We start from the raw sequence: 18699 nt of genomic DNA, 5'->3' as shown, positions 1-18699 counted from the left end.
GTAACGCAACTCGTGTACGCGCCTACGCAACGCACAACCCCCTTTGCGATGCAGTCCCGTGCCATGAGGATCGGAGTGGCGAGGGTCAGCACACGCGATCAACACCCGGAGGCCCAGCAAGACGCGCTCAGCGCGGCCGGCTGCGAGAAGGTATTCACCGACAGAGCGTCCGGCAAGCTCGCCCGCCGGCTCGAACTCGACAAGGCCCTCCTCGTCGCCCGCGAAGGCGACCAGATCGTGGTCACCAAACTCGACCGGCTCGGCCGCTCGCTGGAGAACCTCATCGAGCTGTCCAAGCACCTGCAGCAGCGCGGCGTCGACCTCGTCGTGCTCGACCAGGGCATCGACGCCTCCACCGCCGTCGGCCGGATGTTCTTCCAGATCCTCGGCGCCATCGCCGAGTTCGAGCACGCCCTGATGTCCGAGCGCACCATGGACGGCCTCGCCGCCGCCCGCGCCCGCGGCCGCACCGGAGGGCAGAAACCCAAGTTTGGCCCCCGCCAGGTCGCTCTCGCCCGGAAGATGTACGACTCCGGCGACTACACCGTCCAGCAGATCGCCGACGAATTCGGCGTCACCCGCCCCACCATCTACCGCCACCTCGACAAGGCTCTTCCCCAGCAGGCGCCCAGCCGGGGAACCGCAGCCCCGGCGTCACGCTGAACTACTTGGGACCTGGTTCGCCGTTCGTTAACGGCACCGCGACAGGAAGGCTGACCATCAGGCGTAGTCACATCACCGCAGGCCAGGGATATCCGTTGGTTTTTCGGCGATTACTACGGGGACCCCTCCTTCAACTACTCACGTTTGACAGACAGTTGGGCGCGCACCTGTTCCAGCTCGGCGCCCCGTTCTCGGGGATCACCGCACGGTAGACCTCGGGCTGTACGAGGTAGCCGATGATCTCGGCAGTGAGGATCTTGTCGACCTCCGCCTTGCTGATCACGACACAGCCGCGTTCGCGGCAGGTGTACCGGGTTCCTCGTTGCTGCGCTCGACTCCGCTCTTGTCCTGCGAGGACGCACAGGATCTCGCGTACTCGCAGTGTCTCGTCGAGGGCTGTGATCGTCATGGCCCCTCCCCTGGTCGGCAGTCTCACTTTCGAGCGTGCGCCCCAAGGAAATTTCGCGAAGGCGAGCGTGGGGGAGTCGGCGAGTGACGACCACGCAGCAGGGGTCCCCCTCCGGGGGAGTGCGCGCCGGCCCCCGCGTCTGCGGCGTGATCCGCCGGACAGGTCCTAGCGGCACAGCTCGTCGCCGAGCCGGGTGCGCGCATAGCGGACGATCCGGCCGTTGCGGGTGCGGCTGAGGAGGCCCGCGTCGTAGAGGACGGCCAGGTGCTGGCTGACCGCGCCGGGGGTGACGGTCAGGCGGTGGGCCAGTTCGGTGGTCGAGGCGGGTTCCGCCAGGAGTTGCAGCAGGCGGGCCCGGGGGCGGCCCAGGAGGCGTACCAGGGCGTCGGCGGTGACCGGGGGCGGTTCCTCGGAGAGGGTGGCGCGGCCGCGGGCCGGATAGATGAGCTCCGGCGGCCGGGACGGGTCGATCAGGGGCTGGGCGCCGCGGGCGAACAGCGTCGGCAGCAGCACCAGTCCGCGCCCGGCGATGCCGACGGCGGCCTCGGGCCAGGGTGCCATGGGCGCCACCTCGGACAGTCGCAGGCAGGAGCCGGTCCAGGTGAGGCGCGGGTCGAGTCCCGAGAACAGCACACCTGCGCCCTGCTCCGCCAGCACGCGTCCCCGGTAGGCGAGATCGGCCTCCAGGATGCTCTGCACGCGTGGCCACCAGTCGTCGGCGAGGCAGGTGTGCCAGTAGGCGTCGATCGCGTCCGCGAGCCGGGCGAGGAGCGCGACGGGCTCGGCGAGGCCCCGCGCGAGGACGGCCGGGAGCGCCTCCCGGGTCCGGTAGGTGGCACGGATGTCGGCGACGACGACGTCCGGCGGGGTGGCGCGGACCACGTTCAGCTCGTCGGCGACGACGGGCCGGGCGCGGGCGGGGCGCGGGGTGAGGAAATCCGGTACCCACAGCCAGGGGGCTACGACCGCGGTGAGCAGCTCGCGGTCGAGCGTCTCCAGGCGCGGGCGGATGCGGCGCAGCCACGGCCGGTGGTGCGGATAGCGCGCCGGGTCGTGCAGACAGCGCAGCGAGAACACCGCCTCCTGGAGCGGGGAGTACGCGAAGGAGGTGGTGGCGAGGTCGCCGACGGCGAACCGGAACTCAATCATTGAGCGCCACGCTAAATCATTGTCGGCACGGACACACGGCCGGGTTGGCTGTCTTCATGACCACGACACCGACCTCTGAATCGACCTCCGAACCGGCGTCCGACTCCCCGCCCTCCGGCAGTTCGGCTGGTACGGCGCCGGCGCCGGCGCCGGCCACCCGAGCTGCCGGGCTGCTGCCCGCCGACCCCGTCCTGCGCCGGGCCACGGTGCTGACCGCCTTCAACTCCCTCGGCAACGGCCTCTACTTCCCGCTCGGTGCCCTGTACTTCACACGCATCGTCGGTCTGGATGCGACCTCGGTCGGGCTCGGCATGACCGTCGCGGGGCTGGTCGGCGTGGCGGCCGGGATTCCCGCCGGACGGGCCGCCGACAGGTGGGGCGCCCGGCGCGTGGGGTCGCTGCTGTGGGGCGGCACCGGATTCGCGACGGCCGCCTACGTCCTGGTGCACTCGTACGTCGGTTTCCTCCTCGCGGTGGTCTGCGCGACCGGGCTGCAGATGGCGAGCCGTGGCGTGCAGGGCGCGCTGTACGCGGACGTGCTGCCCGCGGCGACCCGGGTGGAGGCACGGGCGTACCTTCGGATGGTCACGAACGTGGGTATGGGCGTGGGCGGTGTGTTCGGAGCGATCGCCCTCCAACTCGACACACGTGGCGCGTACATGACGGTCATTCTGGTGAACGCGCTGTCGTTCGCGGTGCCCGCGCTGATGGTTCGCCGGCTGCCGTTGGCCGCGCACGCGATCGACCGCGTGCCGGTCGCGGCCGACGCTCCGGCGGCCGACCGCTGGCGCGCAGTACGGGACCTGCCGTTCCTGGCGGTGACCGTGCTGAACTCCGCACTGGTCGTGCAGTACACGCTCTCCGAGGTCGGTCTGCCGCTGTGGATCGTGGAGCGGACCGAGGCGCCCCGCTGGACGGCCGCCCTGCTGATGATCGTGAACTGTGTGCTGGTCGCGCTGCTCCAGGTGCGGGTGGCCCGCCGCGCCTCCCAAGTCCACAGTGCGGTACGGGCGATGGGCTGGGCGGGCCTGCTGCTCGCCGCGGCCTGCGCGGTGTACGCGCTCTCCGCGGGCCTCTCCCCCGTGTGGGCGGTGCTCGCGCTGACCGCCGGCGCGGTGGTGCAGGTCTTCGCCGAGGTGCTGTCCGCGTCCGGCGGCTGGACCCTCGGCTACGCACTCGCCGACGCCCGCGCCCACGGCGTGTACCAGGGCGTCTTCGGCGCGGGCATGTCCGCCGGCATGATGGCGGGCCCGGCGCTCGTGACGGTGACCGCGATCCAGCACGGCGCGGCGGGGTGGGCGGTGCTGGGCGTGCTGTTCGCGGTGGTGGGCGTGGCGGTGGCTCCGGCGGTGCGGTGGGCCCAGCGGGACGGGGACTGGCGGGGCGAGGGCGTCTGACGGGGCGGCCGGCTCGGCCCGCGCCCCTTCGTCCTGCCCGGCTGATCCTGCTCGCGCCCGCCGCTCCCTCCGCGGCCGCGGGGCTGTGCCCGCGGATCCCCCTCCGGCTGCGGCTCCGGCTCGGACCCGCATGAGGTCGACCCGCTTCGGCCGCGGCCCCGGCACCTGCCCGGCTCCGGCATCCGCCACTCCCCCGTGGTCCCGGATGCCGGAGCCGCGCCCGTCACCCCGTGACCACGTCCGGTGCCGGTGCCGGCCGGGACAGGACCAGCGCGGTGACGACGACGGTGAGCACCACGAAGACCGCGACCAGGGCCACCACCCATGCCGCGACCCCGCTGACGAACAGCGCGGGGAGGGCGGTGATCGCCGAGAGGATCCGGGAACCCGCGACGACCCGGGAGCCGGTCCGGTTGGCGGTGCGCCAGGCGTAGAGAACGGCGACCACCGTGATCAGGCCGAGGACACCGTCGGCGAACAGCACGGCCGTCGGCGGCCCCGCGGTGTCCGAGTCGCCCGCCGGGATGTCGAGGAAGTTCATCGTGTCGACCAGCCCGAGCACCCCGGCGAGCGCCAGGCCCACCTTGTTCTTGCGGGTGAGCGAGCTCACCGCTTCCTTCGCACTCATGTCGTTTCCCCCGTACGGGACTTGGCGGCCGCCGCTGCGGCGACCCGGTGAACCGAGCATCGGGGAGACACCCCGTACCGCGCATCGCCTGTTCGTCCTGTTCACCCCGGAGGAGTTCCCGGGCCGGGGGGAACCAGCGCCCTCCCCGCACCGGCGGATCTCCGCCATCATCGGGACATGACCTCCCCTGTCGCCCGCCCGATCCGGGTCCTCATCGCCGACGACCATCCCGTCGTACGGCGGGGCATGAGCGCTCTGCTGAGCTCGCTGGACGGCGTGGAAGTGGTCGCGGAGGCGGCCACCGGTGAAGAGGCGCTGCGCGAAGCCCAGTTGAGCCGGCCCGACGTCGTTGTGATGGACATCCAAATGCCGGCCATGGACGGGGTCGAGGCGACCCGGCGGCTGGCCACGCTGCTGCCCGGCGTGGCGGTGCTCGTGGTGACGATGTTCGAGGACGACGCGACGGTGGTGTCCGCGATGCGGGCCGGCGCCCGCGGCTATCTGCTCAAGGGAGCGGAGCAGGAGGAGATCCTCACCACCCTGCGTTCGGTGGCGGCGGGGCAGTTCGTCATGGGCCCCGGTGCCGCGGCGAGGCTGCTCGGACGTCTGGACCCGACGCCAGAACCCGCCCTGCCCTTCCCGGAGTTGACCGCTCGGGAGCGTGAGGTGCTGGACCTGGTCGCGCGGGGGCACAGCAATTCGAGGGTCGCGGCCGAACTGGCCCTGGCCGCCAAGACCGTCGCGAACCACCTGTCCGTCATCTTCACCAAGCTGCGGGTGAACGGCCGGACCGAGGCCGTCATCCTGGCCCGGCAGCAAGGCCTGGGCGGCGACGCACCGGCCGCCGGCGGCACGTGAGCGGGCGCCGCCGTCCGGTCGCTCTGTGGGCCGGTCTCGCACTGTGGACCGGTCTCGCGCTGCTCGCCGTGTCGGCGTCCGCGTCCCTGTGGTTCGCCCCGCCGTCGTCGTCCGACCAGTGGGTGATCTGGGCGGTGATGGCCGGCGGCGGCCTGGCAGCGTCGTCCGGCACGGTGACCGCCCGGAGGTCGTCCGGCACGGTTAACGCCCGGCCGTCGTCCGGCACGGTGACCGCCCGGCCGTCGTCCGGCGCGGTTAACGCCCGGCTGTCGTCCCGCCCCGCGGACGTCCGGCGCGGGGGCCAGGCCGCCTCCCGCCTCCTGGCCGGTTCCGCCGCGGCCCTGCTGGGCGCGCCGCTCGTACTCGCTGCCGGGGCCCACTCGTTCGCCGTGGTGCCGGCCGTGCTCGCCTCGACGGTCACCGTGCCGCTGGCCGCCCTCCGCGTCGTCGAGGTACGGCCTGCCTCCCGGCTGCTGCGCTGGGCGGAAGCGGCCGTCGTCGTCGCCGGGGCGGGCTGCGCGGCGGCGTCGGTGTGGGGTGGCCGGGCCGCGCTGGTCGCGGCTGGCATCGCCGCCGGGACCGCGATGTGCGCCGGGACCTGGGTGCTGTTCGAGGTGACCTCCGGTGACGACCGGCGGCGTGTGCTGTGGCTGGTGCTGGGCGGCGCCGCGACGACTCTGGGCGGGATGCTGCTCTTCGCGGCGGAGAACTCCGTACCGATGGGGCCCGTCGCCACGGTCGTCGCCCTGGGTGCGCTGTCGCTGCTCCTCCCGCTGTCGATCACGGTGGCGTCGGTCGCGCCGCACCGGGCCGACGTCCGGGCCGTGATGCGCGGCGCCGCCGTCCTCATCGTCATGCTCGCGCTGAGCGCATCGGTGTACGAGGGGGTCGCGGCGCTGTGGGAACTGGCGCTGGGCACCCGGCCGGGCAAGGGGCTGCCCGCGCTGCTGGCGGCCGTGATCGCGGCCGGATACCAGCCCGTACGGCTGCGGGTCGAGGCGAGCATGGACGAGATGCTGTTCGGCAGGTCGGCCGACCCGGTCGAGACGCTGACCCGGCTGGGCACGGACCTCACCGCCGGGGCGCCGCCGCCGCTGTGGCTGCACACCCTGCGCGCCACGCTGGGGGTGCCGGGGATCGCCCTGCGCCAGGACGGCACGACCATCGCCACCGCGGGGACCGTCGGGAGCGCGGACGACGGCCACACCACGCTCACCGCGCTGCGGGCGGGTGGCGAGCACGTCGGCGACCTCGTGGTGTGGCTTCCGCCGGGGCACCTGCGACTGCCCCGGGCCGCCGCGGCGGTGGTCGACCTGGTGGTGGCGCCGCTGGCCCAGGCACTGCACGCGGCGCGGCTGAGCGAGCAGTTGCGGGTGTCCCGCGGCCGGGTGGTGACCGTGCTGGAGGAGGAGCGTCGTCGGATGCGCCGCGATCTGCACGACGGTCTCGGCCCGACCCTCACCGGCATCGCCTACACCGCCGACGCGGCCGTCAACCTCGTCGGCGGAGACCCGGAGCGTGCCGTGGAGATGCTGCGCGGGCTGCGCGCCGACGTCGGCGACGCGATCACCGAGATCCGCCGGATCGTCTACGGCCTGCGTCCCGGGGCGCTCGACGAACTCGGCCTCGTCGACGCCGTACGCCAGCGCATCGCGCCGCTGCGAGCGCCTGACGGCCGCCTTCTGCGGGTTGCGGTTGACGCGCCTGAGGTGCTGCCTCCGCTGCCGGCGGCCGTCGAGGTCGCCGCGTACCGGGTGGCGGTGGAGGCGGTGACCAACGTCGCCCGGCACTCCGGCGCCGCGACCGCCACCCTCACGCTGGAGCTGACCGACACCGCGTCCCTGCGTGTGACGGTCACGGACACCGGCCGCCACATCGCGCCGTGGACGCACGGCGTGGGCATCCGCTCCATGCACGAGCGCGTCGAGCAGATCGGCGGCACGCTCACCCTGCGGGCGACACCGGAGGGCGGGACGGTGACGGCCGACCTGCCCCTGACGATCCCCGTCTGACCGGTCCCGCCGTCCCACGCTGCCCCGCCGTCCCACGCTGCCCCGCTAGCCGAAGGACAGCCCTCCCGTGCGGGTCCGCTTGAGTTCGAAGAAGTCGGGCTCGGTGGCCAGCGCGCGGAAGCCGTCGAAGAGTTCGGCGGCCCTGGCACCCCGCGGCACGGCCCGCAGTACCGGCCCGAACCACACCGTCCCGTCAACATGGATGGTGGGCGTCCCCACATAGCCGCCGGAGTCCGGTTCGGCGCCGGCCTCGTGGCTGCGGCGGACGGCCGCGTCGTACGCCGGGTCGTGCGCGGCGGCGGCGAGGTCGGCCGGGAGGCCCAGTTCGGCGAGGGACTCGGCGATCACCGCGTCGAAGTCCTCGGCCCGGCGCTCGTGGATCCGGGTGCCGAACGCGGTGTAGAGGTCGCGCAGCACCTTCTCGCCGTGTCGTTCGGCGGCGGCCACGGCCACCCGCACCGGGCCGATCGACCTGTCCACCAACTCCCGGTACCAGTCGGGGAGTTCGTTGCCGACGTTGTGCAGGTACAGGCTCATCACCCGGAAGCGGAGGTCGAGCGACCGCTGTCGCTCCACCTCCAGCAGCCAGCGGGAGGTGATCCAGGCGAACGGGCAGGCGGGGTCGAAGTACAGGTCGACGCGGGTGGGCGAGGTGTGGGTCATACCGGCGACGCCAGCGGCTGATTGGTACCGGGTCCCGGTCCAATCAGACAGTCTTTCAGTGGTCCACTTGCGCGCGCTGACGCGGATCCCGTCCGCTGGCCGCCAGGGCCCGCTCGAACACGGGCGCGTCCTCCGGCACGGGCACCGGGTCGGCGAAGCCGTCGTACTGCCGGTAGATGTCGCCGTGCTTCTCGACCACGTCGAGGACGAGCCGGGCGGCGCCGTCCGAGACGTGGAACTCTTGGCCGGTGGCGGTGGCGACGTCCCAGCCGTGCACCGCCGTCTCCTTGATGATCATCGAGGCGATCTCGACGGCGGGCATCTTCGCCATCCCCAGGTCGACCTCGCCCTCCCACACCGCCGGGTCCGCCCAGGCGGCGACGGCACGGTCCAGCTGGGCGGCGTACGCCTCGGCCCAGTCGGGCTCGGCGGTGAAGTCGCGCGCGGTGAGCTCCTCGGGGAGCTGCTTGCGCAGGGCGCGGTGCTCGAGACCGTGGGAGGTGTAGAGGACCCAGTGGTTGACCAGGGCACGGACGTCCCAGTCGGGGCAGTGGGTCGGGTCGGTGAGCCGGTCCGCCGGGACGCCGCGCGCGACGCGTGCCGCCTCGGCGGCACATTCGGTCAGGTACGGGTGCAGGTCGTCGTACGTCATGCGCCTCACGCTAGACAGACCGCGCTCAGGCCTCTTGAACAAACGCGACAGCGTCGTCCGCCAGCCGCACGAGCTCGCCGACCGGCATCGAACCGGCGGCCCGCCGCTCCCGCGCGAACCGGTTGGCCAGGCGCTGGAGCAGCTCGTTCAGCGGAGTCGGTATGCCGTGCAGCCGGCCGAGGAGCACGATCTCGCCGTTGAGGTGGTCGGCCTCGATGGTGCCGGTGCCACGGACGAGGGACTGCCAGGAGGAGCCCCCACCGCGCGGGGCGCCCTCCAGCGGCACCAGGGCCACCTTGTCGCCGCGGGCCTCCCGCTGCTCCTCGGGGCCGACGTACGCGATCCCGGCGGCGTCGAGCACCGCCTCGCCCTCGGCGCGCACCCTCGCGAACAAGGCCTCGGCCTCGTCGCTGTCCACGGGTCCGCTGACGGCCTCGATGGCGTTGCCGAGGTTGCTCAGCAGTTTGGCGTACTGCCAGCGCCGTACGTCCGGCGGGAGCGGCGCCTCGAAGCCCGACTTCTCCAGGTCGGCGGCGATCGCCCGGGCGGTGACGTCGGTGCCGTGCGGGTAGCGGCCGAGGTGCAGGATGCCGGTGAGGGGGCTGCCGGCGGCGGAGACGACGCCGGGCTCGACGTACGTGGACGGCAGCCAGACGCAGACGCCGTACACCCGCCGGAAGCGGCGCAGGGCGAGGCGCTGGCTCTCCACGCCGTTCTGTGCGCACACCAGCGGCAGTCGCTCGGCGGCCGTACCGCCACCGGCGACCGGAGCCGGGCCCCAGGTCTGGAGTGCCGCCTCGCTGTCCTGGGTCTTGACGGCCAGGACCAGCACGTCGTCGGCGCGGAGTTCGCCGAGCGGGCCCGGACCGTCGACCACGGGCAGCCGGTACGTCAGCTCGCCCTCCGGCACCCGCAGCCGCAGCCCGCCGTCCCTGAGCGCCGCGTGGTGCGCGCCCCGCGCGACCAGCACGACCTCGTGCCCCGCCCCCGCCAGCCGTCCACCGACGACACCGCCGACCGCCCCTGCTCCGATGATGATGTAGCGCATGGGACGAGCCTCGCACAGTCATGGGCAACTCCATCAAGCCGGCTGCGCTGGTTGACCTTGCCCCTGGGGCAAGGCGGAGCGTCGGCGGCATGGACGACATCTACCTGGAGCAGACGCCGTACAGCGATCCGGGGGACCTGGACGTCAGCGGGCTCCCGCGTGAACCTGGTCAACTTGCTCACCTGGTAAGGAATCTGATCATCCATCGGGGCGAGAGCGGACGTCTCGGCCACCCGATCCCCGAGGACCGACAGCACGACGACCCCGATTCCCGGTACGTCACGGAGCTGCTGCGGATCCTGCGCGAGCGCGGGGACGGCCCGCTCACCGAAGAGCGGGCGTACGACGAGAGGTTCGCGGGGACGTGCCGGGACTTCTCCCTGCTGCTGTGCGGTCTGCTGCGGGCCACCGGCACGCCCGCCCGGATCCGGTGCGGCTTCGCCGACTACTTCACGGAGGGATACCACGACGACCACTGGGTCACCGAGTACCGCCTGCCGGACGGGAGTCGGCGGCTGGCCGACGCACAGGTGCTGCATCCGTCGTACGAGATCCCCTTCGACCCGCTGGACGTACCCAGGGACCGGTTCCTGGTGGCCGGGGACGCCTGGCGGGCGTGCCGAACGGGGAAGGCCGATGCGAAGACCTTCGGGGTCTGGGGCTACGACGGCCTCGACGGCCTGTGGTACATCGGCAGCAACGTGCTGCTGGACCTGGCCGCGGTCAACCGCGTGGAGCTGCTGCCCTGGGACTTCTGGGGCCGGGAGATCCGCGCCGACGCCGAGCTCACGGACGAGGACCTCGCCCTCCTGGACGAGATCGCCGCGGCCCGCACGGACGACGACTTCCGTCGGCTGTACACCGATCCGCGCCTCACCGTGCCGGAGGAGATCCAGTCGTACGTCTCGCGCACCGGCTATCTCGGTGTGCGGACGGTCAGCCTGTCAGCTCCACCAGCTTGACGACGGTGTTCCAGTTGCGCGAGGTGGCGATCAGCCCCTTGGTGATCCGCGGCTTGGACAGCTGCTCGGCGAGCTTGGAGCGGCCCAGGCCGTCCGGGGCGTACAGGTACAGGGCGCGGTCGCCGAGGCGGAAGTCCTCGGGGAGGTGGGCGGCCCGGTCGATCCCGGCGAAGCGTTCCGCGTCGACCGGTTCGGAGAAGTACGTGACGTGGAGCTGTCTGGCCTGAAGTTCGGCGGCCGGGAACGGACAGGCGTCGGCGATCGCCTTCAGGTAGGCGTGGTCGCGCACGATGACGTCGACGGGGAAGCCGAAGTGCTTCTCGATCGCCTGCGTGAGCTCGGCGGCGAGGGACTCCTCGTCGCCGTGGCCGGGGGTGAACACGGCCTGGCCGCTCTGCAGATGGGTGCGGACGCCGTCGTAGCCGAGGACCTCCATGAGGGTGCGGAGATCGGCCATCGGGACCTTCTTGCTGCCGCCCACGTTGATTCCGCGCAACAGCGCCGCATACGTCGTCATTCGCACACCTTAGAGCGGCCGTCGTGCCCCGTGGGGGCGGGCACGACGGCCGCGAAGGCCCGGCCGGGGAACGTAAGTTACTCACTGGTCAGCGTGCAGCACAACCTCGCGTCCCTGATCCGCATCCCGGAGAGACCGGTTACGTGTAAGGGGCCACTGTCCTCCCCGGTGCGGAGACGGCGCGGTCCGAGGGGATGAGTCGGGCCCACCCGACCTCACCGGACAGTACGACGAAATGCCTTTACGCGGCCCATACCTTCGAACCGAAAGGTGGCAGCAGGGGGCTGTCACCGCACACAAGGGGGCAAGCCCGTCATGGGGAACGGAGATTCACGGGTGCGGGGTCTCGCCGCCCGGGCCGGCGGCTGGAGCGCCCGGCACCGATGGGCGGCCGTCGGGATCTGGGTCCTGTTCGTCGTCCTGGCGATGGGGCTCGGCTCGGCCGCGGGCCGGGTCGACGTCGACGAGAACGACCAACTGAAGGGCGAGACGCACACCGCCGCCAGGATCATCGACGATGCGGGGATCCAGGAGCCGGCCGGTGAGACGGTCCTGATCCAGGGCAAGGACGGTGGCGTCAAGGCCACGGACGCCGAGTTCCGGGCTGCGGTCACCGACGTCGTCAAGGCAGTCGAGGCGACCGGCAAGGTCACGGACGTGACCTCGCCGTACGACACGCAGACGATCTCGAAGGACGGCCGCAGCGCGCTGGTGCAGTTCGACATGCGCGGCGACTCCGAGACCGCCAAGGACCGGGTGGAGCCCGTCCTGAAGGCCGTCGAGGGCGTCGGCAAGGATCATGCATCGCTGCGGATCGAGGAGATCGGCGGCGCCAGCATGAACAAGACGTTCAGCGACGCGTTCGGGGACGACTTCCAGAAGGCCGAGTACTCCGCGGTGCCGGTGGCCCTCGGCATTCTGCTCATCGCCTTCGGTGCGCTGGTCGCCGCGCTGCTCCCGGTGGCCCTGGCGATCACCGCGATCATGGCGACGATGGGCCTGATGGGTGTCGTCAGCCATGTGATGCCGATGAGCGACACCGCCAACTCCGTGATGCTGCTGGTCGGTCTGGCCGTCGGCGTCGACTACTGCCTGTTCTACCTGCGCCGGGAGCGCGAGGAGCGCGAGGCCGGCCGGGACGCGCAGACGGCCCTGCGGATCGCCGCCGCGACCAGCGGCCGGGCGATCGTGGTCTCCGGTGTCACGGTGTGCGTGGCGATGGCGGGCATGCTGTTCACCGGGCTCGCCGGGTTCGAGGCGATGGGCCTGGCCTCGCTGATGGTCGTGGCGGTCGCCATGGTCGGTTCGGTGACCGTGCTGCCCGCGCTGCTGTCACTGCTGGGCGAGCGGGTCGAGAAGGGCCGGATCCCGTTCCTGGGCCGGCGCCGACGGGCCGCGGACCAGGGAAGCCGTGTCTGGACGGCGGTGCTGCGGGGCGTGCTGGCCAAGCCCGTCGTCTCCGTCGTCGTCGCGACCGGCGCGCTGCTGGCGATCGCGGCTCCCGCGGTCGGCATGAAGACCCAGAACCTCACGCTGGACCAGGAGTTCGGCGACTCGCTGTCCATCGTGCAGACGTACAACCGCGTCAACGACGCCTTCCCCGGCGGCTCCGAGCCGGCCGAGGTCGTCGTCAAGGCGCAGGACATCAACGCCCCCGAGGTGGCGGACGCGCTGACGCAGTTCAAGGAGCGGGCGATCAGCTCGGGTGCCTCGCGCGGCCCGGTCGAGATCAAGCTGCACGACGCACAGAACGTCGCCTTCGTCTACGTCCCGCTGGTCGGCGGATCCGACCAGGACAAGGCGAGTGCGAGCCTGGAGAAGCTGCGCGACGAGGTGCGGCCCGCCACGCTCGGCAAGGTGGACGGCGTCCAGGCGCCGATCACCGGGCAGGTCGCGGGCAACCACGACTTCAACGACCAGTTGGTCGGCTCCGTCGTCCCGGTCTTCGCGTTCGTCGTGGTCTTCGCCTTCCTGCTGATGCTGCTGTCGTTCCGCTCGCTGACCGTCGCGATCACGTCGATCGCGCTGAACCTGCTGTCGGTGGGCGCGGCGTACGGCATCCTCGTGGCCGTCTTCCAGCACGGCTGGGGTGCCTCGCTGGTGGGCGCGGAGGGCGTCGGCGCCATCGTGACCTGGCTGCCGCTGTTCCTCTTCGTGATCCTGTTCGGCCTGTCGATGGACTACCACGTGTTCGTGGTCTCGCGGATCCGCGAGGCGCGGCTGCGCGGCCGTACGACGAAGGACGCGATCCAGCACGGCGTGGTCACCACGGCCGGTGTCGTGACCAGCGCCGCCGTCATCATGGTCGCCGTGTTCGCGATCTTCGGGACGCTGTCCATGCAGTCGATGAAACAGATGGGTGTCGGCCTGGCGGCTGCGGTGCTGATCGACGCGACGGTCATCCGGGGTGTGCTGCTCCCGGCGGTGATGGCGCTGCTCGGCGAGCGCAACTGGTACCTGCCGAAGTGGCTGAACCGGATGCCGGACTTCACGCACGACGAGTCGCCGGAGGCCGTGACCGCTCCCGCGGTGCCGGACGAGGGCGAGCCGCTGAGGGTCTGATCCTGCGCGGCCGAGGGCCCGTTGGTATCCCTGACGGGAACCAACGGGCCCTCACCCATGCGCGCTGCCGTGGGGGGAGTTCCGCCTCGATCCTCATGCGCGCCGCTGCGCGGGGAGCTCCGCCTCGATCCTCATGCGCGCCGCTGCGCGGGGAGCTCCGCCTCGATCCTCATGCGCGCCGCTGCGCGGGGAGTTCGGCCTCGATCAGATCGGCCGCACGCGGCGTGCCGCCTTCCTGCGCCATCTGCGCCTGGATGTCCTTCAGCCGGCGGGCCACGTCCGGGTCGTCGACCAGGGCCAGGGCGGTGGCGCGCAGGGTTTCGGCGGTGGCCTCCGCGGCGGGGACCTGACGGGCGACGCCGAGGGCCTGGAGCATGTCCGCGTTGCCGAACTGGTCGACGGCCTGCGGTACGGCGATCATCGGGGTGGCCGTGGCCAGTCCCTCCTGGCTGCCGCCCGCGCCCGCATGGGTGACGAACAGGTCGGCCTGCTTCAGGATCGCCAACTGCGGGACCCAGGCCCGCACTTCGACGTTCGCGGGTACGTCGCCCAGTTCGGCCGGGTCGACGTGCTTGCCGATCTGGAGCACCAGGTGCCAGCCGGTCAGCTCTCCGAAGGCCCGCACGCACTCCCGGTAGAAGTCGGGCTGCTTGGTGAAGGCCGACCCGAGCGACACGAGCACCACCCTCTCGGCGCCCGTCGGCCGCCGCCAGTCGCCCTGAGCGGCGCGGTCGCCCTGGCAGGCACCGACGAAGGTGTACACCCGCTCGTCGACCCGGTCGGCGTGGGGCTGGAGGGCTTTGGGGATCAGCACGAGGGAGCGGGCGGGGCGGCCGGCGAACGGGTCGGGGTGCTGGGTGATCCCGTTCTCCTCCAGCCAGGCGTGGAAGCGGGCGTAGTAGGCCCGCCCGCGCTCGGTCTTCCGGGGCTCCGCCCACATCGGCTCCGCGACCTCCTCCTCGTAGCCCTCCCAGGCGACCAGGTTCGGTGAGAGGGAGACCGCGGGCACGCCCCACCGGTGGGCGAGGACGCGGGCGGGGTAGGAGGCGATGTCGTGCAGGACGAGGTCGGGCTCGTCCCCGTCGTAGGCGTCGATCAGCTGGGGCAGCGCCTGGATCGCGTCGCTCAGGAAGGGCTCCACGTTGTCCAGCAGCGTGGAGCCCCAGGCTGCCGGGTCGTCGTCGGGCGAGGGCAGCGTGGAGCGCCAGGGCTTCACCTCGGCACCGGTCTCGGCGACCTTCTCCGCGAACACGGGCGGAATCGCGTAGGTGACCCGGTACCCGCGCGCCACGAGCTCACGGATCACCTCCAGACTCGGGTTCACGTGGCCGTGCGCGGCGATGGAGAACATGGCGATGTGGGCGGGGGTGGTCATGCGATCGACCGTAAGCGAGACGAGACGTCTCGTGCAAATGAAATAGGCGGTGGTCGCCGGCGGGCCGCTGCTCCTTCCGTCCCAGGCCCGGCCCTCGTCGGGGCCGGTGCCTTGCCTCCAGCGCTGACGTCGCTGCATCAACCCCTTTGCGCGGCTCGGGTGGGCCCCGTCATGGTCTTGAATCCTCCCCTCCCTCAAGGGGAGGGGATTCCTGGCTCAGGCTGCCTCCCGGGGCGTCGCCCCGGGTGGTCTTGTGCCCTCGGCGCCAGCCGGGAGGAGACCAGCCCGGTGGAGCATGACGCGTGCGGAGTTCTTGTCCCGTGGTTTCACGGTTCCGCACGCGGTGCAGGTGTAGGTGCGCATCCCCAGCGGCAGGGCGTGCTTGGCTCTCGCGCCGCACTGTCCGCAGTCCATCGTGGTGTACGCGGGGTGGACCAGGCGCACATCGCGCCCGTGTTTGCGGCCCAGGTGGATCAGGGCCTGTTTGGTGGCGCCGATGGCGGCGTCCGCGGCCTTCTTGGCCATCGTGGTCTTGGCGAGGAACGTGGGCTTGAAGTCCTCCACCGCCAGCGCGTCATGGTCGGCGACGACCTTCTTCGCCCACTTGCGGCCGGTGTCCTCACGCTGGCGGGCGACCTTCTTGTGGGCCTTGGCCCGCAGGTGCTTGGCCGCCCGGTACCCCTTGGAGGCGGCCTGGCCCTTGGGCGGTGTGCGGCGGGCCATCATCCGGTCGTAGCGCGACAGTTTCGCCTTGGCCTTCGTGCTGTGCTCGGGGTGCGGCAGATCGTGTGGGTCGGAGGTGGTGGTGGCGATCTCACGCACGCCCCAGTCCACGCCGAGCACCGCACCGGTTTCCGGCAACGGCACGACCGTGGCCGGGACGACGAAGCTCGCATACCAGTGGCCGAGGCTGTCCTGGTGGACGCGGACGCTGGTCGGGTCGGCGGGCAGCGGGCGCGACCACACCACGGTGAGGACGATGCCGCCCGCCAGATGCAGCCGCCCGTCCCTGACCTGGAAGCCGCGCCGGGTGTAGTTGAGCGTGGGTCGCGCCGTGCGCTTGGTCTTGACGGCGGGCATCCCGGCCCGCTGCGTCATCGGCAGCCGCTCGACGATGTCCTTGAGCGCCTTGGTGCGGGAGCGGCCGAAGTCGCGGATGATCTGCTGCTGCGGCACGCAGGAGCCCTCCCGCAGCCACGGGATCACCGCGCGGGCCTGGGTGAGCATCTTGTCCAGCTGGGCCGGACCGCAGGTCTGCTGCTCGTCCGGGTGAGCCCGGTTGTGCAGGTGGGTGGCCTGGGACTTAGCCACGCACTCGTTCCAGATCCACCGGCACCGGTCCCACTCCGCCAAGAGTGCCGTGTGCGCGGTGGACGACAGGCGCAGCCGGTAGGTGTACCGGGCATGCCCCGCCTCTTCACCGCCTTGCTGCGCCGCCATGCCATCAACCCCCTGCGCCCTTTGCCCACCGTCCGGTTCCCGTCGTGCCGGACGACCGTACGTACGAGATCCACACACCCGCACCCCACTCCCACCCCGATCACCCCAACCGGCGATCGGGCGTACGGACGTTCGCTTTGCCTGACTCCGTCAGGCGGCTGTGACGGCGCTCCGCGTCGCCGGGACGGGATGCGATTCCTCCCCGGCGTGAACGCCGGGGCCTCTTCGCAAGAATCAGGTAAAGACGCGGAACCTCGTCAAGACACCGCGCACCGGGTCCGACCAGTGGGGATGGGACACTGGCCGACGATTGGCGAGATCCCGACGGCGTGAGCGCCGGCGCACGGGAACAGCGAGTACGGACACGGAGGCGGACGATGGACGAGGCACGGGCCCGGGAGGTACTGGCCGCGGCGGGGGTGTCGCCGGGGCCGGCCGGGGACGCACGGCTCCTCGCCCTGGGTGAGAACGCGGTGTTCGCCGCCGGTGACCTGGTCGTCAAGGTGGGCCGCGACGCCGAACTCCTCGACCGGGCGCGGCGCGAACTGGACATCGCGGCATGGCTGGCCGAGGCGGGTGTCCCGGCGGTACGGGCGGCCGAATCCAAGGCCCTCCTGGTGGAGGGGCACCCGGTGACCGTGTGGCACCGGCTGCCCGATCCGGTACGGCCCGCCGAGCCCCGCGATTTGGCCGAACTGCTACGGGTCGTCCACGCCCTGCCCTCCCCCGCCTTCGCCTTGCCACCGCGCGAGCTGCTGGGCGGGGTGGAGCGCTGGCTGCGGCTGGCCGGTGACGCGATCGACCCGGCGGACGCCGCGTACCTGCGCGAGCGCCGCGACGGCTTCGCGACGGCCGCGGCCGCGCTCACCCCGCACCTGCCGCCCGGCCCGATCCACGGCGACGCGCTGCCGCGCAACGTGCACATCGCGCCGGACGGCCCCGTCCTGGTCGACCTGGAGACCTTCTCCGCCGACCTGCGCGAGCACGACCTGGTGGTCATGGCCCTCTCCCGCGACCGCTACGGTCTTCCGGCCAAGGCGTACGACTCCTTCACCGAGGCCTACGGCTGGGACGTGCGCACGTGGACGGGCTGCTCGGTGCTGCGCGGCGCCCGCGAGACCGCCAGCTGCGCCTGGGTCGCCCAGCACGCCCCGAGCAACCCCAAGGCGCTGGCCGAGTTCCGGCGCCGGGTGGCGTCGCTGCGGGATGGGGACGAGACGGTGCGGTGGTATCCGTTCTGAGACGCTGAGCGTCCCTGAGGGCTCTGAGCGCTCTGAGCGCTCTGAGCGCGAGGGCGGCTCCGACGACGAGGGCAGCTCCGACGACTAGGGCGGCGCTGACGGCAGCTCTCACGACGGCTCTGAGACGAAGCAGCGGTCAGGCGTCCGGGGTGGCAGGTACCGGGGTCCCCGCGTCGCGGGCCTGGATCGTGCGGGCGGCGCGGCGGAGTTCGGTCAGGACCGTGCCGACCGCTGTACGGGCCGTGCGTTCGGGGCGGCACAGGGCGTCGATGTGGCGTCTGGCCTGGACGCCACTGAGTGGCCGGAGGACCAGGGCCGGGTGCGGGCGCATGGTCCAGCGTGGCATGAGCGCGATGCCACCCCCGGCGGCGACGACCTCGGCGACCACCGCGAACTCGTTGATGCGGTGGCCGAGCCGGAGCCGGCGGCCGGCCGCGGCGGCGATGGCGTCGATGGTCGCCATGACGGGGAACCCTTCGTGCACCGTGATCCACGGCTCGTCGGCCACATCCTGCGGGGTCAGCCGCCGTTTGGCGGCGAGCGGATGGCCGGCGGGCATCGCCACGTCGAGCGGCTCGCGCAGCAGCGTGGTCACGGTCACCGTGCGCGGCCACGGCGGGGCGTGGTCGAGGCGGTGCGCGAGCACGAGGTCGTACTCCCGGGTCAGCCGGGGGAAGTCCTCCTGCGGTACGTCCTCGTCGGCGAGCACGAGCGCGGGCGCGCCGGGCCCGGCGCAGGCCCGCACCAGCAGGGGGAAGAAGGCCGAGCCCGCGCTGTGGAACGCCGCCACCGACACGTCCCCGTCCGGCCGGCTCACGAACTCCGCCACGGCGTGCCGGGCCCGCGCCAGCGCGCTCTCCACCTCGACGGCCGCGCCCGCCAGCGCCTGGCCGGCGTCGGTGAGCACCAGGCGCCGCCCGTGGCGCTCGGTGAGCGGCACCGGCATCGAGCGCTGGAGCAGCCGCAACTGCTGCGAGATCGCCGACGGGGTCACCAGCAGCGCCTCGGCGACCGCGGTGACGCTGCCCAGTTCGCCCAGCTCCCGAAGGATCCGCAACTGCCGTTCGTCCATTTTCGCAGTGTAAGGGCACAGTGTAGGGACGCTAAAAGATCATTTTAGAAA

16 protein-coding genes and 1 pseudogene are annotated in these 18699 nt (G+C 72.1%); 7 read left to right on the top strand and 10 right to left on the bottom strand.

Features of this window, described 5'->3' with window-relative positions; all coding sequences use genetic code 11:
- Positions 1–63 precede the first annotated feature (63 nt).
- Positions 64–663, top strand: a complete 600-nt coding sequence (locus ABT114_RS31475; RefSeq protein WP_351146285.1) for a recombinase family protein — start codon at positions 64–66, stop codon at positions 661–663.
- A 130-nt stretch (positions 664–793) separates the two neighbouring features.
- Here the strand turns inward: ABT114_RS31475 and ABT114_RS31470 are convergent, their stop codons facing one another.
- Both ABT114_RS31470 and ABT114_RS31465 read right to left on the bottom strand, forming a co-directional pair.
- Positions 794–1072: a hypothetical protein gene (locus tag ABT114_RS31470; protein WP_351146284.1), complete on the bottom strand. Its 279-nt coding sequence runs from the start codon at positions 1070–1072 to the stop codon at positions 794–796.
- A 165-nt stretch (positions 1073–1237) separates the two neighbouring features.
- Complete coding sequence (locus ABT114_RS31465) at positions 1238–2221, bottom strand: ArsR/SmtB family transcription factor (RefSeq protein WP_351146283.1); 984 nt, start codon at positions 2219–2221, stop codon at positions 1238–1240.
- 56 nt (positions 2222–2277) lie between these two features.
- Here ABT114_RS31465 and ABT114_RS31460 point away from each other — a divergent pair, with 56 nt between their 5' ends.
- The gene (locus tag ABT114_RS31460) at positions 2278–3618 is read left to right on the top strand and encodes an MFS transporter (protein WP_351146282.1); all 1341 of its coding nucleotides are present in this window, start codon (positions 2278–2280) and stop codon (positions 3616–3618) included.
- Between the two features lie 223 nt (positions 3619–3841).
- Here ABT114_RS31460 and ABT114_RS31455 read toward each other — a convergent pair whose 3' ends face one another.
- Positions 3842–4246 carry a hypothetical protein gene (locus tag ABT114_RS31455; protein WP_351146281.1) on the bottom strand — a complete coding sequence of 135 codons (405 nt, stop codon included), beginning with the start codon at positions 4244–4246 and terminating at the stop codon, positions 3842–3844.
- A gap of 177 nt (positions 4247–4423) precedes the next feature.
- On the opposite strand from ABT114_RS31455, the gene ABT114_RS31450 reads away from it, so the two are divergent.
- Both ABT114_RS31450 and ABT114_RS31445 read left to right on the top strand, forming a co-directional pair.
- Positions 4424–5104: a response regulator gene (locus ABT114_RS31450; RefSeq protein ID WP_351146280.1), complete on the top strand. Its 681-nt coding sequence runs from the start codon at positions 4424–4426 to the stop codon at positions 5102–5104.
- Positions 5101–7116, top strand: coding sequence for a histidine kinase (locus ABT114_RS31445; protein ID WP_351146279.1), 2016 nt, complete (start codon positions 5101–5103; stop codon positions 7114–7116). Before ABT114_RS31450 ends, ABT114_RS31445 begins: the two co-directional genes overlap by 4 nt.
- A 45-nt stretch (positions 7117–7161) precedes the next feature.
- Here ABT114_RS31445 and ABT114_RS31440 read toward each other — a convergent pair whose 3' ends face one another.
- Genes ABT114_RS31440 through ABT114_RS31430 form a run of 3 tightly spaced genes read right to left on the bottom strand, consistent with a single transcriptional unit; the run spans position 7162 to position 9479 of the window.
- A complete protein-coding gene (locus tag ABT114_RS31440) occupies positions 7162–7779 on the bottom strand; it encodes a mycothiol-dependent nitroreductase Rv2466c family protein (protein ID WP_351146278.1) in 618 nt (205 codons plus the stop codon).
- Positions 7780–7834: 55 nt separating this feature from the next.
- Positions 7835–8431: a TIGR03086 family metal-binding protein gene (locus tag ABT114_RS31435; RefSeq protein ID WP_351146277.1), complete on the bottom strand. Its 597-nt coding sequence runs from the start codon at positions 8429–8431 to the stop codon at positions 7835–7837.
- Between the two features lie 25 nt (positions 8432–8456).
- Positions 8457–9479 carry a ketopantoate reductase family protein gene (locus tag ABT114_RS31430; RefSeq protein WP_351146276.1) on the bottom strand — a complete coding sequence of 341 codons (1023 nt, stop codon included), beginning with the start codon at positions 9477–9479 and terminating at the stop codon, positions 8457–8459.
- An 89-nt stretch (positions 9480–9568) separates the two neighbouring features.
- Here ABT114_RS31430 and ABT114_RS31425 point away from each other — a divergent pair, with 89 nt between their 5' ends.
- Entirely contained in the window at positions 9569–10441 is an 873-nt protein-coding gene (locus ABT114_RS31425) for a transglutaminase-like domain-containing protein (protein WP_351146275.1), read from the top strand.
- Here the strand turns inward: ABT114_RS31425 and ABT114_RS31420 are convergent.
- Positions 10416–10958, bottom strand: coding sequence for a DUF1697 domain-containing protein (locus ABT114_RS31420; protein ID WP_351146274.1), 543 nt, complete (start codon positions 10956–10958; stop codon positions 10416–10418). The genes ABT114_RS31425 and ABT114_RS31420 overlap by 26 nt on opposite strands.
- A 315-nt stretch (positions 10959–11273) precedes the next feature.
- Here ABT114_RS31420 and ABT114_RS31415 point away from each other — a divergent pair, with 315 nt between their 5' ends.
- Entirely contained in the window at positions 11274–13520 is a 2247-nt protein-coding gene (locus ABT114_RS31415; protein WP_351146273.1) for an MMPL family transporter, read from the top strand.
- A 169-nt stretch (positions 13521–13689) separates the two neighbouring features.
- On the opposite strand, the pseudogene mgt reads toward ABT114_RS31415, so the two are convergent.
- Both mgt and ABT114_RS31405 read right to left on the bottom strand, forming a co-directional pair.
- Positions 13690–14932, bottom strand: a pseudogene (gene mgt / locus ABT114_RS31410) (macrolide-inactivating glycosyltransferase).
- Between the two features lie 179 nt (positions 14933–15111).
- Positions 15112–16335, bottom strand: coding sequence for an RNA-guided endonuclease InsQ/TnpB family protein (locus ABT114_RS31405; RefSeq protein WP_351146272.1), 1224 nt, complete (start codon positions 16333–16335; stop codon positions 15112–15114).
- Positions 16336–16712: 377 nt separating this feature from the next.
- Here ABT114_RS31405 and ABT114_RS31400 point away from each other — a divergent pair, with 377 nt between their 5' ends.
- Entirely contained in the window at positions 16713–17576 is an 864-nt protein-coding gene (locus ABT114_RS31400) for a phosphotransferase enzyme family protein (protein ID WP_351146271.1), read from the top strand.
- 136 nt (positions 17577–17712) lie between these two features.
- Here the strand turns inward: ABT114_RS31400 and ABT114_RS31395 are convergent, their stop codons facing one another.
- Positions 17713–18648, bottom strand: coding sequence for a LysR family transcriptional regulator (locus ABT114_RS31395; protein ID WP_351146270.1), 936 nt, complete (start codon positions 18646–18648; stop codon positions 17713–17715).
- Between the last annotated feature and the right edge of the window lie 51 nt (positions 18649–18699).

This window comes from Streptomyces sp. NPDC002088, assembly GCF_040296605.1.
In the GTDB taxonomy this organism is placed as follows: Bacteria; Actinomycetota; Actinomycetes; order Streptomycetales; family Streptomycetaceae; genus Streptomyces.
The sequence above is the reverse complement of the archived record's forward strand: the minus strand, read 5'-3'. Positions and strand labels throughout refer to the sequence as shown.

What these genes read in the sequence shown, in the direction of transcription:
- ABT114_RS31435 (WP_351146277.1), bottom strand. Translation starts at nt 8,431, where the DNA reads ATGACGTACGACGACCTGCACCCGTACCTGACCGAATGTGCCGCCGAG.
- ABT114_RS31455 (WP_351146281.1), bottom strand. Translation starts at nt 4,246, where the DNA reads ATGAGTGCGAAGGAAGCGGTGAGCTCGCTCACCCGCAAGAACAAGGTG.
- ABT114_RS31415 (WP_351146273.1), top strand. Translation starts at nt 11,274, where the DNA reads ATGGGGAACGGAGATTCACGGGTGCGGGGTCTCGCCGCCCGGGCCGGC.
- ABT114_RS31400 (WP_351146271.1), top strand. Translation starts at nt 16,713, where the DNA reads ATGGACGAGGCACGGGCCCGGGAGGTACTGGCCGCGGCGGGGGTGTCG.
- ABT114_RS31395 (WP_351146270.1), bottom strand. Translation starts at nt 18,648, where the DNA reads ATGGACGAACGGCAGTTGCGGATCCTTCGGGAGCTGGGCGAACTGGGC.
- ABT114_RS31430 (WP_351146276.1), bottom strand. Translation starts at nt 9,479, where the DNA reads ATGCGCTACATCATCATCGGAGCAGGGGCGGTCGGCGGTGTCGTCGGT.
- ABT114_RS31475 (WP_351146285.1), top strand. Translation starts at nt 64, where the DNA reads ATGAGGATCGGAGTGGCGAGGGTCAGCACACGCGATCAACACCCGGAG.
- ABT114_RS31420 (WP_351146274.1), bottom strand. Translation starts at nt 10,958, where the DNA reads ATGACGACGTATGCGGCGCTGTTGCGCGGAATCAACGTGGGCGGCAGC.
- ABT114_RS31470 (WP_351146284.1), bottom strand. Translation starts at nt 1,072, where the DNA reads ATGACGATCACAGCCCTCGACGAGACACTGCGAGTACGCGAGATCCTG.
- ABT114_RS31440 (WP_351146278.1), bottom strand. Translation starts at nt 7,779, where the DNA reads ATGACCCACACCTCGCCCACCCGCGTCGACCTGTACTTCGACCCCGCC.
- ABT114_RS31450 (WP_351146280.1), top strand. Translation starts at nt 4,424, where the DNA reads ATGACCTCCCCTGTCGCCCGCCCGATCCGGGTCCTCATCGCCGACGAC.
- ABT114_RS31405 (WP_351146272.1), bottom strand. Translation starts at nt 16,335, where the DNA reads ATGGCGGCGCAGCAAGGCGGTGAAGAGGCGGGGCATGCCCGGTACACC.
- ABT114_RS31425 (WP_351146275.1), top strand. Translation starts at nt 9,569, where the DNA reads ATGGACGACATCTACCTGGAGCAGACGCCGTACAGCGATCCGGGGGAC.
- ABT114_RS31460 (WP_351146282.1), top strand. Translation starts at nt 2,278, where the DNA reads ATGACCACGACACCGACCTCTGAATCGACCTCCGAACCGGCGTCCGAC.
- ABT114_RS31465 (WP_351146283.1), bottom strand. Translation starts at nt 2,221, where the DNA reads ATGATTGAGTTCCGGTTCGCCGTCGGCGACCTCGCCACCACCTCCTTC.